Source organism: Dechloromonas sp. A34, from assembly GCF_026261605.1.
In the GTDB taxonomy this organism is placed as follows: Bacteria; Pseudomonadota; Gammaproteobacteria; order Burkholderiales; family Rhodocyclaceae; genus Azonexus.
The window spans coordinates 81,547-96,591 of the sequence record NZ_CP102486.1 but is presented as its reverse complement, the minus strand read 5'-3'; the positions used below and the strand labels follow the sequence as shown (position 1 = coordinate 96,591).

The 15,045-nt window shown below is 64.1% G+C and carries 16 protein-coding genes; all 16 read left to right on the top strand.

Translation table 11 applies throughout. From position 1 onward, the window contains the following. Positions 1–23 precede the first annotated feature (23 nt). The 16 genes from NQE15_RS00455 (at position 24) to NQE15_RS00380 (ending at position 15,009) form a co-directional block, all read left to right on the top strand. Positions 24–1,214, top strand: coding sequence for an acetyl-CoA C-acyltransferase (locus NQE15_RS00455; RefSeq protein ID WP_265945566.1), 1,191 nt, complete (start codon positions 24–26; stop codon positions 1,212–1,214). After that, positions 1,215–2,120: a DMT family transporter gene (locus NQE15_RS00450; RefSeq protein ID WP_265945564.1), complete on the top strand. Its 906-nt coding sequence runs from the start codon at positions 1,215–1,217 to the stop codon at positions 2,118–2,120. Then, positions 2,117–3,253 (top strand): acyl-CoA dehydrogenase, encoded by a 1,137-nt coding sequence (locus tag NQE15_RS00445; protein ID WP_265945562.1) that lies wholly within the window; start codon positions 2,117–2,119, stop codon positions 3,251–3,253. The genes NQE15_RS00450 and NQE15_RS00445 overlap by 4 nt, the downstream gene beginning before the upstream one ends. 67 nt (positions 3,254–3,320) lie before the next feature. Further along, positions 3,321–3,926: a 2-hydroxychromene-2-carboxylate isomerase gene (locus tag NQE15_RS00440; protein WP_265945559.1), complete on the top strand. Its 606-nt coding sequence runs from the start codon at positions 3,321–3,323 to the stop codon at positions 3,924–3,926. A 2-nt stretch (positions 3,927–3,928) separates the two neighbouring features. Continuing rightward, positions 3,929–4,756: a metallophosphoesterase gene (locus NQE15_RS00435; protein ID WP_265945557.1), complete on the top strand. Its 828-nt coding sequence runs from the start codon at positions 3,929–3,931 to the stop codon at positions 4,754–4,756. Then, positions 4,753–5,352, top strand: a complete 600-nt coding sequence (locus NQE15_RS00430; RefSeq protein ID WP_265945555.1) for a TIGR00730 family Rossman fold protein — start codon at positions 4,753–4,755, stop codon at positions 5,350–5,352. Before NQE15_RS00435 ends, NQE15_RS00430 begins: the two co-directional genes overlap by 4 nt. Before the next feature lie 82 nt (positions 5,353–5,434). Then, positions 5,435–7,042: a carboxyl transferase domain-containing protein gene (locus tag NQE15_RS00425; RefSeq protein WP_265945553.1), complete on the top strand. Its 1,608-nt coding sequence runs from the start codon at positions 5,435–5,437 to the stop codon at positions 7,040–7,042. A gap of 596 nt (positions 7,043–7,638) precedes the next feature. Further along, positions 7,639–8,427 carry an enoyl-CoA hydratase/isomerase family protein gene (locus NQE15_RS00420; protein ID WP_265945551.1) on the top strand — a complete coding sequence of 263 codons (789 nt, stop codon included), beginning with the start codon at positions 7,639–7,641 and terminating at the stop codon, positions 8,425–8,427. A gap of 3 nt (positions 8,428–8,430) precedes the next feature. Further along, positions 8,431–10,431, top strand: a complete 2,001-nt coding sequence (locus tag NQE15_RS00415; RefSeq protein ID WP_265945549.1) for an acetyl/propionyl/methylcrotonyl-CoA carboxylase subunit alpha — start codon at positions 8,431–8,433, stop codon at positions 10,429–10,431. A gap of 201 nt (positions 10,432–10,632) precedes the next feature. After that, positions 10,633–11,088 (top strand): DUF3465 domain-containing protein, encoded by a 456-nt coding sequence (locus NQE15_RS00410; protein WP_265945547.1) that lies wholly within the window; start codon positions 10,633–10,635, stop codon positions 11,086–11,088. 125 nt (positions 11,089–11,213) lie between these two features. Next, positions 11,214–11,696, top strand: coding sequence for a GNAT family N-acetyltransferase (locus tag NQE15_RS00405; RefSeq protein WP_265945545.1), 483 nt, complete (start codon positions 11,214–11,216; stop codon positions 11,694–11,696). A gap of 92 nt (positions 11,697–11,788) precedes the next feature. Further along, positions 11,789–12,697: a hydroxymethylglutaryl-CoA lyase gene (locus NQE15_RS00400; protein ID WP_265945543.1), complete on the top strand. Its 909-nt coding sequence runs from the start codon at positions 11,789–11,791 to the stop codon at positions 12,695–12,697. After that, positions 12,694–13,683 (top strand): hypothetical protein, encoded by a 990-nt coding sequence (locus NQE15_RS00395; protein ID WP_265945541.1) that lies wholly within the window; start codon positions 12,694–12,696, stop codon positions 13,681–13,683. Before NQE15_RS00400 ends, NQE15_RS00395 begins: the two co-directional genes overlap by 4 nt. Before the next feature lie 27 nt (positions 13,684–13,710). Then, complete coding sequence (locus NQE15_RS00390) at positions 13,711–13,911, top strand: DUF1289 domain-containing protein (RefSeq protein WP_265945539.1); 201 nt, start codon at positions 13,711–13,713, stop codon at positions 13,909–13,911. A gap of 7 nt (positions 13,912–13,918) precedes the next feature. Continuing rightward, positions 13,919–14,098, top strand: a complete 180-nt coding sequence (locus NQE15_RS00385) for a DUF1289 domain-containing protein (protein WP_265945537.1) — start codon at positions 13,919–13,921, stop codon at positions 14,096–14,098. Continuing rightward, on the top strand, positions 14,095–15,009 hold the full coding sequence (locus tag NQE15_RS00380; RefSeq protein WP_265945535.1) for an MBL fold metallo-hydrolase: 915 nt from the start codon (positions 14,095–14,097) through the stop codon (positions 15,007–15,009). Before NQE15_RS00385 ends, NQE15_RS00380 begins: the two co-directional genes overlap by 4 nt. Positions 15,010–15,045 lie beyond the last annotated feature (36 nt).

Genomic DNA, 15,045 nt, shown 5'->3' with positions numbered 1-15,045 from the left:
CGCAACACTCAGGAGAAATCAGCATGAATGACCCGATCGTTATCGTTTCCGCTGCCCGCACCGCCATGGGCACGTTTCAGGGCGGCTTCGCCGGCCTGACCGCGGCCAATCTCGGCGCCGTTGCCATCAAAGCCGCCGTCGAGCGCGCCGGCATCACCGCCGACCTGATCGACGAAGTGCTGATGGGCTGCGTGCTGCAAGCCGGCCAGGGCCAGGCCCCGGCCCGCCAGGCCGCGCTCCAGGCCGGCCTGCCGATCACCGCCGGTTGCGCCACCATCCACAAGGTCTGCGGCTCGGCGATGAAGGCCACCATGCTCGGCCACGACGGCATCCTCGCTGGTTCCTACGGTGCGGCCGTGGTCGGCGGCATGGAGTCGATGACCAATGCCCCCTACCTGCTGCCCAAGGCCCGCGGCGGCTATCGCCTCGGCCACGGCCAGGTCATCGACCACATGTTTATGGACGGCCTCGAAGACGCCTACTCCAAGGAAAACCGCGGCCGCCTGATGGGCACCTTCGCCGAAGAGTGTGCCAGTAGCTACGGCTTCAGCCGCGAAGCCCAGGACGAATTTGCCGTCCGCTCGACCACCCGCGCCATTGAAGCCAGCAACAACGGCAGCTTCGCCTGGGAAATCGCCCCGACCACCGTCGCCGGCCGCAAGGGCGATGTCGTCATCGACAAGGACGAAGGCCCGTTCGCCGTCAATGTCGAGAAGATCCCGACCCTGAAACCGGCCTTCAAGAAGGATGGCACGGTCACCGCCGCCAACTCTTCTTCGATTTCCGACGGCGCTGCCGCCATGGTCCTGATGCGCGCTTCGCAAGCTGCCAAGCTCGGTCTCCAGCCGATCGCCCGCATCGTCGGCCACACCACCAATGCCGGCGTCCCGGCGCTGTTCCCGTCGGCCCCGGTCGGTGCCATGCAGAAGCTGTTCGCCAAGACCGGGTGGACCGCCGAATCGGTCGATCTGTACGAGATCAACGAAGCTTTCGCCGTGGTCACCATGGCTGCCCTGCACGACCTCAAGCTCGACCCGGCCAAGGTCAATATCCACGGCGGCGCCTGTGCCTTGGGTCATCCGATCGGCGCTTCCGGCGCCCGCATCGTCGTCACCCTGCTCGGCGCCCTGAAGAAGTACGGCCTGAAGCGCGGCGTCGCCTCGCTCTGCATCGGCGGCGGCGAAGCCACGGCCCTGGCGGTGGAACTGCTCTAAGTGCCACAAGGGGCCGGGGCAACGACCTACCTCAAGCTGATCGGCGCCATGTTCATGTGGGGTGGAACCTGGATCGCGGGCCGCGTCGTGGCGCAGGAACTGACTGCGCCGCTGGCCGCCCCCGCCCTGCGTTTCCTGCTCGCCGGACTGGCCCTGGCCGGCTTCGCGCTGGCCACTGAAGGTCGCATCCCGCGCCCGCAGACGGGCAGCGAATGGGGCGTCGTGACCGGCCTGGCGATGACGGGGATCTTCGTCTACGCCCTGTGCTTCTTCTATGGCCTGAAACACATCACGGCCGGCCGCGGCGCGCTGGTCGTCGCCCTGAATCCGGTGGTGGTCGCCATCGCCGCCTGGTTTCTCGGCCAGGAAAGGATGACGCCACGCAAGACGGCGGGGGTGATCATCGCCCTGCTCGGCTGCCTGTCGGTGATCGGCAACGGCGACCCGCTGGCCCTGCTGCATGGTGCGGTCGGCATCGGCGAATGGCTGATCCTCGGCTGCGCGCTGTGCTGGACGGCTTACACCTTCATCGGCCGGCAAGCCACGAAAACCCTGTCGCCGCTGGCTGCAACGCTCTACGCCAGCCTGATCGGCGCCCTGCTGCTCGGCGCCACCGCGCTGCTCCAGGGCGGCACCGATCTCGCCGCCTGGTCGTGGCGGGTCTGGGCCAGCGTGGTTTTTCTCGGCATCGGCGGCACGGCGCTGGCCTTCACCTGGTTCGCCGACGGCGTCAAACGCCTGGGCGCCGCCCGCGCCTCGATTTTCGTCAATCTGGTCCCGGTGTTCGCCGTGCTGCAAGCCGCGGTCCTGCTCAATGAACGCCTCGGCCTCGCCGTGCTGGCCGGTGGCCTGCTGGTCATCGCCGGCGTCTGGCTGACCAGTTATCAAAAGGAAAGAACAACATGATTCTCACGCAAGAACAGGAAATGATCCGCGACACCATGCGCAGCTTTGCGCAGGAGCGCCTCGCCCCCTTCGCCGCCGAATGGGACAAGAACCACACCTTCCCGGCCCAGGCCCTGAAAGAACTCGGCGAACTCGGCGCCCTGGGCATGGTCGTGCCCGAGGAATGGGACGGCGCCGGCATGGATTACATGAGCCTGGTGCTGACCCTGGAAGAAATCGCCGCCGGCGACGGCGCCACCTCGACCATCGTCTCGGTGCAGAACTCGCTGGCCTGCGGCATCACCATGAAGTACGGCACCGACAACCAGAAGGAAGAATGGCTGAAGCCGCTGGCCCGCGGCGAGAAGCTCGGCTGTTTCTGCCTGACCGAGCCGCACACCGGGTCGGACGCCGCGGCGATCACCACCCGCGCCGACCGCGACGGCGACCATTTCGTGCTCAACGGCGTCAAGCAATTCATCACCACCGGCAAGCACGCCCAGATGGCTATCGTCTTCGCCGTCACCGACAAGGCGGCCGGCAAGAAGGGCATTTCCTGCTTCCTGGTGCCGACCGCGACGCCGGGCTTCATCGTCGGCCGCACCGAGGAGAAGATGGGCCAGCATGCCTCCGACACCGTGCAGATCATCCTCGAAAACTGCCGCGTGCCGGCCTCGGCGCTGCTCGGCAAGGAAGGCGAAGGCTACCGGATCGCCCTTTCCAACCTCGAAGCCGGCCGCATCGGCATCGCCGCCCAGAGCATCGGCATGGCCCGTGCCGCCTTCGAAGCCGCCGTGCGCTACGCCAAGGAACGTGTCACTTTCGGTCAGCCGATCATCGAGCACCAGGCCGTCAATTTCCGCCTGGCCGACATGAACACCCTGCTCGACGCCGCCCGCCTCATGGTCTGGCGCGCTGCGACGCTCAAGGATGCCGGCAAGCCCTGTCTCAAGGAAGCCTCGATGGCCAAGATGTTTGCCTCCGAAGCCGCCGAGAAGATCGCCTCGGACGCCATCCAGATCCACGGCGGCGTCGGCTACACCAGCGACTTCCCGGTCGAGCGCATCTACCGCGATGTCCGCATCTGCCAGATCTACGAAGGCGCCAACGATATCCAGCGCCTGGTGATCGGGCGCAGCATCGCCAGCGAATAAAGACTCACACCGCGGTCGACGGGCACAAAACAACAAAGCCCGCGACCGCCTCACCGAGGAGACAAACATGGCCGACCCGATCGACTTCTATTTCGATTTTTCCAGCCCCTACGCCTACCTGCTCAGCGAACGCATCGACGAACTGGCTGCCCGCTACGAGCGCAAGGTGCACTGGCATCCGATCCTGCTCGGCATCGTTTTCAAGGCCACCGGCAGCGCGCCGCTGACCTTGCAGAATCCTGCCAAGGCGGCCTATTCGCTGGCCGACTTTGCGCGTTCAGCGCGCTTCATGGGCATCCCCTACCGGCACCCGAGCCAGTTCCCGCTCGCCACCCAGGCCGCCGCCCGCAGCTATTACTGGCTGCACAGCCAGGACTGCGCGCTAGCCCGCCGCTTTGCCCATGCCGCATTCCGCGCCCTGTACGTCGATGACCGCGATATTTCGTCGCCGGAAACCGTGCTCGACATCGCCGCCGGCCTGGGCGTGGACCGCGAGCAACTGGCGACCGCCCTGCAAAGCCCGGAACTCAAAGCCCACCTGAAGTACGAGGTCGACCAGGCAATGCAGGTCGGCGTCTTCGGTTCGCCCTACGTGATCATCGACGGCGAGGGCTTCTTCGGCGCCGACCGCCTGCCGCAGATCGAAAAGTGGCTGGCCACCGGCGGTTTCTGAACGTGAAATCGCGGCTGCTCGCCTACCTTGTCCTGCTGCTCATGGCCGGCTGGAGCTTCGGCTTCGAACCGGGCTGGCTGCAGCAGCGGCAATTGGCGCTCGAATCGACGAACTGGAGCGGCTCGGCGCTGACCATCGCGGTCGCCTCCGATTTCCATGTCGGTGCCCCGCATGCGGGGCTGGAGACCGTGCGCCGGGTCGTCGCCGGTATCAACGCAGCCAAACCGGACCTCATCCTGCTTCCCGGCGACTTCGTGATCCAGGGCGTCGTTGGCGGCGAACAAGTCATCCCGGAAGCCATTGCCGAGGAACTCCGCTTGCTGCAAGCCCCACTCGGCGTCTATGCCACGCTGGGCAATCACGACTGGTGGTTCGACGGCGCCCGAGTCCGCAAGGCACTCGAAGCCGCCGGGATAACGGTCATCGAGAATGCAGCCATCCCGCTGTCGGCCAATGGAATCCCACTGTGGCTGGCGGGCATCGGCGACGACATGACCGAACACGCCCAGCCTGCGCAGGCCTTCGCCAATATTCCAGCCGATGCCCGCCTGATCGTGATGATGCACGACCCGGCCAACGCCCCCGCCCTGCCCCGACAAACCGCGGTCGCCTTCGCCGGCCATACGCACGGCGGCCAGGTTCGCCTGCCGCTGTATGGCGCGCTGATCACCCCGGGTCGCGCACCGCGCCAGCATGCCTACGGCTGGATTCCCGATATGCCGGCACCGACCTATGTCACTTCGGGAATCGGCACCAGCATCCTGCCGGTCCGCTTCAACTGCCCGCCCGAGTACGTCATTCTGCGTCTGAATGGCAAGGAAAAATCATGAAAAGAATCTGCGTCTTTTGCGGTTCCAATGCCGGCCACGATGCGCGCTACCGCGCCGAGGCCGAAGCCCTCGGCCGCCTGCTCGCGGCGCGCGGCATCGAACTGGTCTATGGCGGCGGCAACGTCGGACTCATGGGCGCCGTCGCCGATGCCTGCCTGGCCGCCGGCGGCACGGTGATCGGGGTCATTCCCGAAACCCTGCTCGGCAAGGAGGTCGCTGGCCGCCACGTCGACCACCGGGCGCTGACCCGGCTCGAAGTAGTCGATTCGATGCATACCCGCAAGGCGCGGATGGCCGAACTGGCCGACGGCTTCATCGCCCTGCCCGGCGGCTTCGGCACCTTCGAGGAGTTCTGCGAAATCCTGACCTGGGGCCAGCTCGGGTTCCACGTAAAACCGATGGGCCTGCTCAACGTCAATGGCTTCTACGACCCGCTGCTGGCGCTGTTCGACCATGCGGTCGGCGAAGGCTTCCTGCGTGAACAGAACCGGGCGATGGCGCTGGCCGACGACGACATGGTCCGCCTGCTCGAAGCGATGGCTGCCTACCGCCCGGAGCCGGTCAGCAAGTGGCTGAAAGAAGAAAGACAGTTGTGAGTTGCTAGTCATTAGTCACTAGCAAGACCACATGCCCAACCGCTAACAACTAATAACTAACGACGAATAACCAGGACGAGACATGACTACCCTGAAAACCCAACTCAACCCGCGTTCGGCCGACTTTCAGGCCAACACAGCCGCCATGCAGTCGGTGGTCGCCGACCTCCACGAAAAAGTCGAGAAGATCGCCCTCGGCGGACCGGAAGCGGCGCGCCAGAAGCATCTGGCCCGCGGCAAGCTGCTCCCCCGCGAGCGGGTCAACGGCCTGCTCGATCCCGGTACGCCCTTCCTCGAAATCGGCCAGTTCGCGGCCTATGGCATGTACGGCGGCGATGTACCGGCGGCTTCGGTGATCGCCGGCATCGGCCGCGTCCATGGCATCGAATGCATGGTCGTCGCCAACGACGCCACCGTGAAGGGCGGCACCTACTACCCGCTGACCGTCAAGAAACACCTGCGAGCCCAGGAAATCGCCCTGGAAAACCGTCTGCCCTGCGTCTATCTGGTCGATTCCGGCGGCGCCTTCCTGCCCATGCAGGACGAGGTTTTCCCGGACAAAGAACACTTCGGCCGCATCTTCTTCAACCAGGCCAACCTTTCGGCCCAGGGCATCCCGCAGATCGCCGCCGTGCTCGGCTCCTGCACCGCCGGCGGCGCCTACGTGCCGGCCATGTGCGACGAGTCGATCATCGTCAAGAACCAGGGCACCATCTTTCTCGGCGGCCCGCCGCTGGTCAAGGCGGCGACCGGTGAAGTCGTCTCGGCCGAAGACCTCGGCGGCGCCGATGTCCATACGCGCATTTCCGGCGTCGTCGATCATCTTGCGGAGAACGATGCCCACGCCCTGGCCATCGCCCGCCGCATCATCAAGGATCTGAACTGGAAAAAAGCGCCGCCGGTCACCCTGACCGCTCCCAGCGAGCCGCGCTACCCGACCGGCGAGCTTTACGGCGTCATCCCGACCGACAGCAAGAAGCCCTTCGACGTCCGCGAAATCATCGCCCGCATCGTCGATGATTCCGACTTCGACGAATTCAAGGCCCGTTACGGCACGACGCTGGTCTGCGGCTTTGCCCGCATCTACGGCTACCCGGTCGGTATCGTCGCCAACAACGGCATTCTGTTCTCGGAATCGGCGCTCAAAGGCGCTCACTTCATCGAACTCTGCGCCCAGCGCGGCATTCCGCTGGTTTTCCTGCAGAACATCACCGGCTTCATGGTCGGCCGCAAATATGAAAACGGCGGCATCGCCCGCGACGGCGCCAAGATGGTCACGGCCGTGGCCACCGCCAAGGTGCCGAAATTCACCGTCGTTATCGGCGGCAGCTTCGGCGCCGGCAACTACGGCATGTGCGGCCGGGCCTACTCGCCACGCTTCCTGTGGATGTGGCCGAATGCCCGGATATCGGTGATGGGGGGTGAGCAGGCGGCTGGCGTGCTGGCCACCGTCAAGCGCGACGGCATGGAAGCGACGGGCAAGAGTTGGTCGGCCGAAGAGGAAGCGGCGTTCAAGGCACCGATCCGCGAGCAGTATGAGACGCAGGGGCATCCTTACTACGCCTCGGCGCGGCTGTGGGATGACGGGATTATTGATCCGGCGGATACGCGGCGGGTATTGGGATTGGGGTTGTCGGCTTCGATGAATGCGCCGGCGGAAGAGACGAAGTTCGGCATCTTTCGGATGTGATGATGGGCTTTCCCTTGAACAAGCTTGGGGTTCCGCCTTGTGGGCGGGCGTACTTTTTCTTGCTTCGCCAAGAAAAAGTAGCCAAAAAGAAGGCGACCCCGGGTTACGCGGTCGGCTGCGCCGACTCCCCTGCGCTACTCGCTACTGGCGGGGGCTGCGGAACTCGGCCCTGCGGGCCTCAAACAGTCCTCGCCCTTTTTCCCCCAGCAGCTCCGTTGCTCGGCGCTGCACACGGGGACCTGAAGTCAAAAACATCCCGCTTCCACCGTTATTTCGACGCTCCATCTGTTTCAGCCCGGGTCGTTCTTCCGGGCCCCTTGAGAGGTGCCGAGCAACGCAGAAATGCCGGGGGCAGTCGGCGAGCACTGTTTGAGGGGCGTAGCCCCGAGTTGCGCAGCCGCCTGGCGTTTCGAGTAGCGCAGGGTACCCGGCTCTGCCGGGCACCGACCCAGGGGTGGCCTTTTCTTTGGCTACTTTCTTTTGGCCACACAAAAGAAAGTACGCCCGCCAACAAGGCGGAACCCCAAGCTCATTCGAACCCCCAAGCCAATCCCCCGACAACAACCAACTAAAAACAAAACCGGAGACAAATCAAAATGCCCTTCCAAGCCCTACAAATCGAACTAAGCGGCCCGGTCGCCACGATCTGGATGAACCACCCCGACCTCCACAATGCCTTCGACGAAATCCTCATCGCCGAGCTGACCGCCGCCTGCATCGCCCTCGACGAGGATCAGGACGTCCGCGTCGTCATCCTCGCCGGCCGGGGAAAAAGCTTCTCCGCCGGCGCCGACCTCAACTGGATGAAGCGCGCCGCCAACAACGGCCTCGACGACAATCTCAACGATGCCCGCGCCCTGGCCGGCATGCTGCGCACGCTGGCCGAGATGAAGAAGCCGACCATCGCCCGCGTCCAGGGCGCCGCCCTGGGTGGCGGCACCGGCCTCACCGCCGCCTGCGACATCGCCGTCGCCTCGAGCAAGGCCTTCTTTGCCACCTCCGAAGTCAAGTTCGGGATCATCCCGTCGGCGATCAGCCCCTATGTCCTGCGCGCCATCGGCGCCCGCCAGGCCTACCGTTACTTCCAGTCGGCCGAACGCATCGATGCCGCCCGCGCCCGCGAACTCGGCCTCGTCCATGAAGTCGTCGAGCCGGAACAGCTCGACGCCAAAGTCCAGGAAATCGTCGACGCGCTGATCCAGGGCGGCCCGCTGGCCCAGGCCGCGGCCAAGGAACTGATTCGTGCCGTCGATAACCAGCCGATCAACCACACCCTGGTCGAAGACACCGCCCACCGCATCGCCCACCTGCGCGCCACACCGGAAGCCCGGGACGGCATCGCCGCCTTCCTCGACAAACGTTCACCCGCCTGGATTGGGGAATAAGCCATGTTCAACAAAATCCTGATCGCCAACCGCGGCGAAATCGCCTGCCGGGTCATCAAGACCGCCCGCCGCATGGGCATCCGCACCGTCGCCGTCTATTCCGAGGCCGATGCCAACGCCCGCCACGTGCGGCTGGCCGACGAGGCCGTGCTGCTCGGCCCGGCCGCCGCCCGCGAGTCCTACCTGGTCGCCGAGAAGATCGTCGATGCCTGCAAGCGCACCGGCGCCCAGGCTGTCCATCCCGGCTACGGCTTCCTCTCCGAGAATGCCGAATTCGCCGATGCGCTGGCCGCCAACGGCATCGCCTTCATCGGCCCACCGGCCTCGGCGATCCGCGCCATGGGTTCCAAATCCGAAGCCAAGAAACTGATGGGCAAAGCCGCCGTGCCGCTGACCCCGGGTTACCACGGCGACGATCAGACGCCCGAATTGCTGCACAAAGAGGCCGATCAGATCGGCTACCCGGTGCTGATCAAGGCGGCCGCCGGTGGTGGCGGCAAGGGCATGCGCCTCGTTGAAAAGAGCGAAGACTTCCCCGATGCCCTCGCCTCCTGCAAGCGCGAAGCGGCATCGAGTTTCGGCAACGAGCACGTGTTGATCGAGAAATACATCACCCGGCCGCGCCACATCGAAATCCAGGTCTTCGCCGACAGCCTCGGCAACTGTGTTTACCTGTTCGAGCGCGACTGCTCGGTGCAGCGCCGCCACCAGAAAGTACTCGAAGAGGCCCCCGCCCCAGGCATGACGCTTGAGCGCCGCCGCCAGATGGGCGAAGCCGCCGTCGCCGCCGCCCAGGCCGTCGGTTATGTCGGCGCCGGCACGGTCGAGTTCATCGCCAATCAGGACGGCTCGTTCTATTTCATGGAAATGAACACCCGCCTGCAGGTCGAACACCCGGTCACCGAAATGATCACCGGCCAGGACCTCGTCGAATGGCAGTTGCGCGTCGCCGCCGGCCAGCCGCTGCCGCTCGCCCAGGAGCAGTTGCAGATTCGCGGCCACGCGTTGGAAGCGCGGATCTACGCCGAGGATGCCAACAAGGGCTTCCTGCCCTCGACCGGCAAGCTGATCCGCCTCTCGCCGCCGGCCGAGAGCCTCAATGTCCGGGTCGATACCGGCGTCGAGGAAGGTGACGAGATAACCCCCTTCTACGACCCGATGATCGCCAAGTTGATCGTTTGGGACGAACACCGCGACGCCGCGCTGGCCCGCATGCGCAAGGCGCTGGCCGACTATCAGGTAGCGGGCGTCACCACCAATATCGATTTCCTGTCGCGACTGGTCGCCTGCCCGGCTTTCGCCGGCGCCGACCTCGATACCGGCCTGATCGAACGCCAGAAGGATTTCCTCTTCCCGGCCGCCCAGGCCGTGCCGCGCGACGCCCAACTGGTCGCCACGGTCGGCGAACTGCTCTGGGAGCAACGCGCCGCGAAACAGGCCGCCCAGACCAGCGGCGACCCGTGGTCGCCCTGGCATGCCCGCGACGGCTGGCGGATGAACCTCTCGGCCGCCCGCATGATCGGCTTCCGCGATGGCGAGTGCCTGATCGAGGCCAAGGTCCGCTATCAGCGCGACCAGTGGCAGATCACCATCAACGGCGAAACGACGCTAGCCCGCGGCAAGAAGCTCGAAGGCGACCGCTTCGCCGTCGAACTCGACGACCGCCGGCTGATCGCCAGCGTTGTGGCGGTGGACGACAAGCGCAGCATCTTCCTCAATGGCGCCACCTACACGCTGCTCCGCGACGACCCGCTACACCTGGTCGAAGCCGGCGGCGCCCAGGGCGGCGGTCTGACCGCTCCGATGCCCGGCAAGGTCGTCGCCCTGCTCGCCCAAGTTGGCCAGAAGGTCGAGAAAGGTACGCCGTTGCTGATCCTCGAAGCCATGAAAATGGAACACACCATCACCGCCCCTGCCACCGGCACCGTCAAGGCCTTCTGCTATGCGGCCGGCGAACAGGTCGGCGACGGCGCGGCGCTAGTCGAGTTCGAGGGCGAAGCGTAGTGTCGGGTTTATCACCGGCGCATGATGAAATATATGCGGACATCTGCTCAAGAATGCCGTGACACAAGCCAATCCGGCTGTCGAGTGAGCCAGGTTATTGGACACTCTGCCGGATTAGGTGGCACTTTTTCGTCTACTACTAGTTAAGCATCAAAGAACCAACGATCTACTTCCTGGCATCTGATAACTCACAAAGAATCAATGAAAAAAATACTACTCATCGCCTTTGTGGCAGCAGCCTTCTACGTAGGGTATGGAAAGACCAACGGGTTTCGCCAGCTCACAACGTCACCAGCAACACAAACGAGCACCGAGTACTCCAGTTCCTCCAACGCAGTCCAGGCGGCATTCAATGAACAGAAGAGTGGCGTACAAGTTCAAGGCAAAGGTGTAGTTTCAAAGCTCCTAGCCGACGACAATGACGGAAGTCGTCATCAACGCTTCATCCTCGCACTTTCTTCCGGCCAAACCATTCTCATTGCGCACAACATCGATTTAGCTCCCCGAATCGCGACGCTGAAATCAGGGGACTCCGTTGCCTTCAATGGCGTGTACGAGTGGAATATAAAGGGGGGCGTTGTTCACTGGACCCACCATGACCCAGTCGGTCGCCATCAAGCAGGCTGGCTAAAGCATGCAGGTCAAACCTACCAGTGAGGACGATAGTTGACGCCTAACCCTTCGCTCAACGCTGACCGCCCAACAGCTACGCTGTTGGTTTCCCTCCGCGCTTCGCGCTCCGGCGGCCGGTTAGCTTCACGTTAGGCGTCAGAATAGAGTCCATGGTTCAGATCTCGCCCTTCGCCCCCGAACACGCTGCGGGTGTCGTTTCCGTCATCCTGCCGATTCAGCAGATTGAGTTTGAAATCCCAATCACCCTCGACGCGCAACCAGATCTGAAAGACATTCCTGGCTTCTATCAGCGTGGCGATGGGAACTTCTGGGTCGCCTTGGAAGCTGGCCAAGTGATCGGTACGCTGGCCCTGCTCGACATCGGCAACCACCAGGCAGCACTTCGCAAGATGTTCGTAGCCAGTTCGCACCGCGGGCCAGAGCATGGTGTGGCCAGGGAACTACTCCGTACACTTCTCGCCTGGTGTCACGCACGAGGGCTGCGCAGTGTCTTCCTTGGAACCACGGCCAAGTTCCTGGCAGCGCACCGCTTCTACGAGAAGAATGGTTTCCGCGAGATTGCCCGCGAGTCCTTGCCGGAGAGCTTTCCTGTAATGGCCGTTGACAGCAAATTCTATGAACTATCGCTGTAAGTTGGCAGCCCACTATCAAAGCATTCTCTGACTTTCCCACTTCTTATTAGCCGTCCCCCAATCCATCTATTTTCACTGTCGAGCCCTAGCCCATGTCCTTACCCGCCAAAGTAAAAATCGTCGAAGTCGGCCCGCGCGACGGCTTGCAGAATGAAAAGCAGGTCGTGCCGACCGCTACCAAGATCGAACTGATCGAACGGTTGGCCGAGGCCGGGCTGCGCGTCATCGAGGCGACTTCCTTCGTGTCGCCGAAATGGGTGCCGCAGATGGGGGACAACACGGCGGTGATGCAGGGCATCAAGCGCCATCCGTGGACGATCTACCCGGTGCTGACGCCCAATTTGCAGGGTTTCGATGCCGCCGTGCAGGCCGGCGCCACCGAAGTCGCCATTTTCGGGGCCGCTTCCGAGTCTTTTTCGCGCAAGAACATCAATTGCTCGATTGCCGAGAGCCTGAAGCGCTTCGAACCCGTGGTTTCGGCGGCCAGCGCGCTGGAAATCCCGGTCCGCGGCTACGTCTCCTGCGTCGTCGGCTGCCCCTACGAAGGGGCGATCGCCCCGGAGCAGGCGGCCAGCGTTGCCAGGACGCTGTTCGACATGGGCTGCTACGAGGTTTCGCTCGGCGACACCATCGGCGTCGGCAATCCGGCCTCGATCCAGCGCATGATCGAGGCCTGCGCCGACGTCGTACCAATCGCCAAGTTGGCCGGCCATTACCACGACACCTACGGGATGGCGATCGCCAACATCCACGCCTCGTTGCAACTCGGGATGGCAGTTTTCGACAGCTCGATCGCCGGCCTGGGTGGTTGCCCTTACGCCTTGGGCGCTTCCGGCAACGTGGCGACCGAGGATGTGGTTTATCTGTTGCATGGATTAGGCATTGAAACCGGCATCGATCTGGCTAAACTGGCACTAGTCGGCGACTGGATTTCCAGCGCCATCAATCGCCCGAACGGCGCCAAGGCCGGCCGGGCACTGTGTGCCAAAGCGAGCGCGTGAGCCTTTTTTCTGCTGTTGCCGATTTACTGAAACCTGCTCCCCCCCTTGACCCGACGGTGGCCAAGGCGCTGCACCGGGTGGCCGAACTGGCCGATCCAGTCCTCAAGCTGGCGCCCGATTTCGACAAGCATCTGGCCGCACCGGTCCAGTACGCGCTGGGCTATTGCGATGGCTTGATCAGCGCGCTGCCCGGACCGATCGATATCAACCGCCAGGCCTTCGTCAGCGACCCGCTGGTCCACGCCCTGTTCGCCACGGCCGGCGATATCGAGCAGATGCTCGGCCGCAGCCAGGCGGTGCGCGACTTTCTGGCCCGCCCGGAATGCTGGGAGAGCGATCACTTCTACGCCATGTTCGCCGCCCGCCGCCAGCAGAAGCGGCAATTCGGCATGATCCAGCGCGGCGACGTGATCCAGAACGATGTGCCGCAGAAGATCCTCTATTTTTGCGACCATACACTGATCGAACCGTGCTGCCATTTGGACCTGATGCGCCAGAAATTGCGCTGCACGGCCCTGGACAGCCTGCTGCGCACCTTCCGCGACCACGTGACGACCCTGCGCCACGAGCGCGAGGGATTGCGTTCCGATGTCTCGGTCGAGCGGGCTCACCTGACCGTGTTGCACGGCGCAACGCCCGGCCGCGAATTCGAGGTGCACACCCGCCACCTGGCCGAACTCGACAGCCGCCTGCGCGAAACCGCGGACTCCCTGCTCCCCAAACAACTGCTCGACTCCCTGGCCGAGTTTCTCAAGGCGCCGGAACAGGCGCTGCGCCTGTCGCCGTGCAGCATTACCGTCGACCGCCTGGGCGTCGTCCAGGAGGAGCTGACCGACGACATCAGCGTGCACACCCTCAACTTCCCGGAACTAACCGCCCGCGACAAGCGTCTTCATCTGGCCATGCTGGCCCGGATCAGCCGCGATGAAGCCCGCGAAGCCGTCGAGATGGTGCGCGATCAACAACACCGTTTCATGCTTATCTAAACCCACGAATTCAAAAGCTGGCACCAGATGCTCCCCTCACCCTGTATCAATGTCTGCAAGATGGATGCGGACAGCGGCCTGTGTCTCGGCTGCTTCCGCACCCTTGATGAAATCACCGTCTGGTCGAGAACCGATGACGTCCATCGCACCCGCATCCTGGCCGCCGTCGCCGAGCGCCGCGCGGAGACTGCGCCGCTGGCAGGAGAACTGCGCGGCGACAAGCCTTAGGCCGATCATGGAAAATCAGCAAGAAGACCAATACCTCTGCGTCGGCATCTGCATGGCCGACCCCGACTCCGGCTACTGCCTGGGCTGCGGCCGGCCGCCGCTCGGCACGCCGCAGATCGTCGCCGAAGCCGCCTATCCCTCCGCCGAACCGCCCAACACCAGCGCCGATCCGGACACCCCGGAATGACCGCCCAACTTCCTGCCTCGCTGGTCGTTCTCGAACGCGGGTGGCTGTCGGCCAACAACATCCTCTGCCTCGATGGCGACCAGGCGACGCTGGTCGATAGCGGCTACGTCACCCACGCCAGCCAGACCGTCGATCTGGTCCGCCACGCGCTGGATGGTCGACAACTGAGCCGGCTGATCAACACCCACTCGCACTCCGACCACATCGGCGGCAATGCGGCGTTGCAGGCGGCCTTCGGTTGCGAAATCATCGTGCCGGCCGGCCTCCATGCCGTAATTGCTGACTGGGATGTAGATGCCCTGCTGCTCTCGCCGCTCGGCCAGCAGGCAGCGCGCTTCCAGCACGACAGCCTGATCGGCGCCGGCAACGAGATCGCGATGGGCGGCCTGAACTGGCAGGCACTGGCCGTCCCCGGCCACGACATGGAAGCGCTCGGATACTACAACCCGGAAAAACGCCTGCTGATTTCCGGCGATGCGCTGTGGGAGAATGGCTTCGGCGTCATCTTCCCCGAGCTTCTGGGCGAGGCCGACGGCCTGGCCAGCACGCGGGCGACACTGGAAATGCTGGCCCGCCTGCCGATCGATATCGTCATCCCCGGCCACGGCAGCCCGTTTGCCACGGTTGATGCGGCCTTCGAGCGTGCCTTCCGGCGCCTCGACATGTTTACCAACGAAATCGACAAGCTGGCCTGGCACGCGATCAAGGTCATCGTTTCCTTCGCCATGCTCGAACGGCGGCGCATCCCGGCCAGCGAATTCCGCGCCTTCGTGATCAGTCTGCCTTTCGCCAACGATGTGAACAGCCGCTACCTGGCGCTCGATCCAGAGACGCTGGCCGCCCGCGTCGAACGCGACCTGCTGCTGGTCAATGCCTTGCGCCGCGAGGGAAACGACATCGTCGCCGCCTGAATCCCGCTGGCTTCGCGCCAATCGCAGCCGTACAAT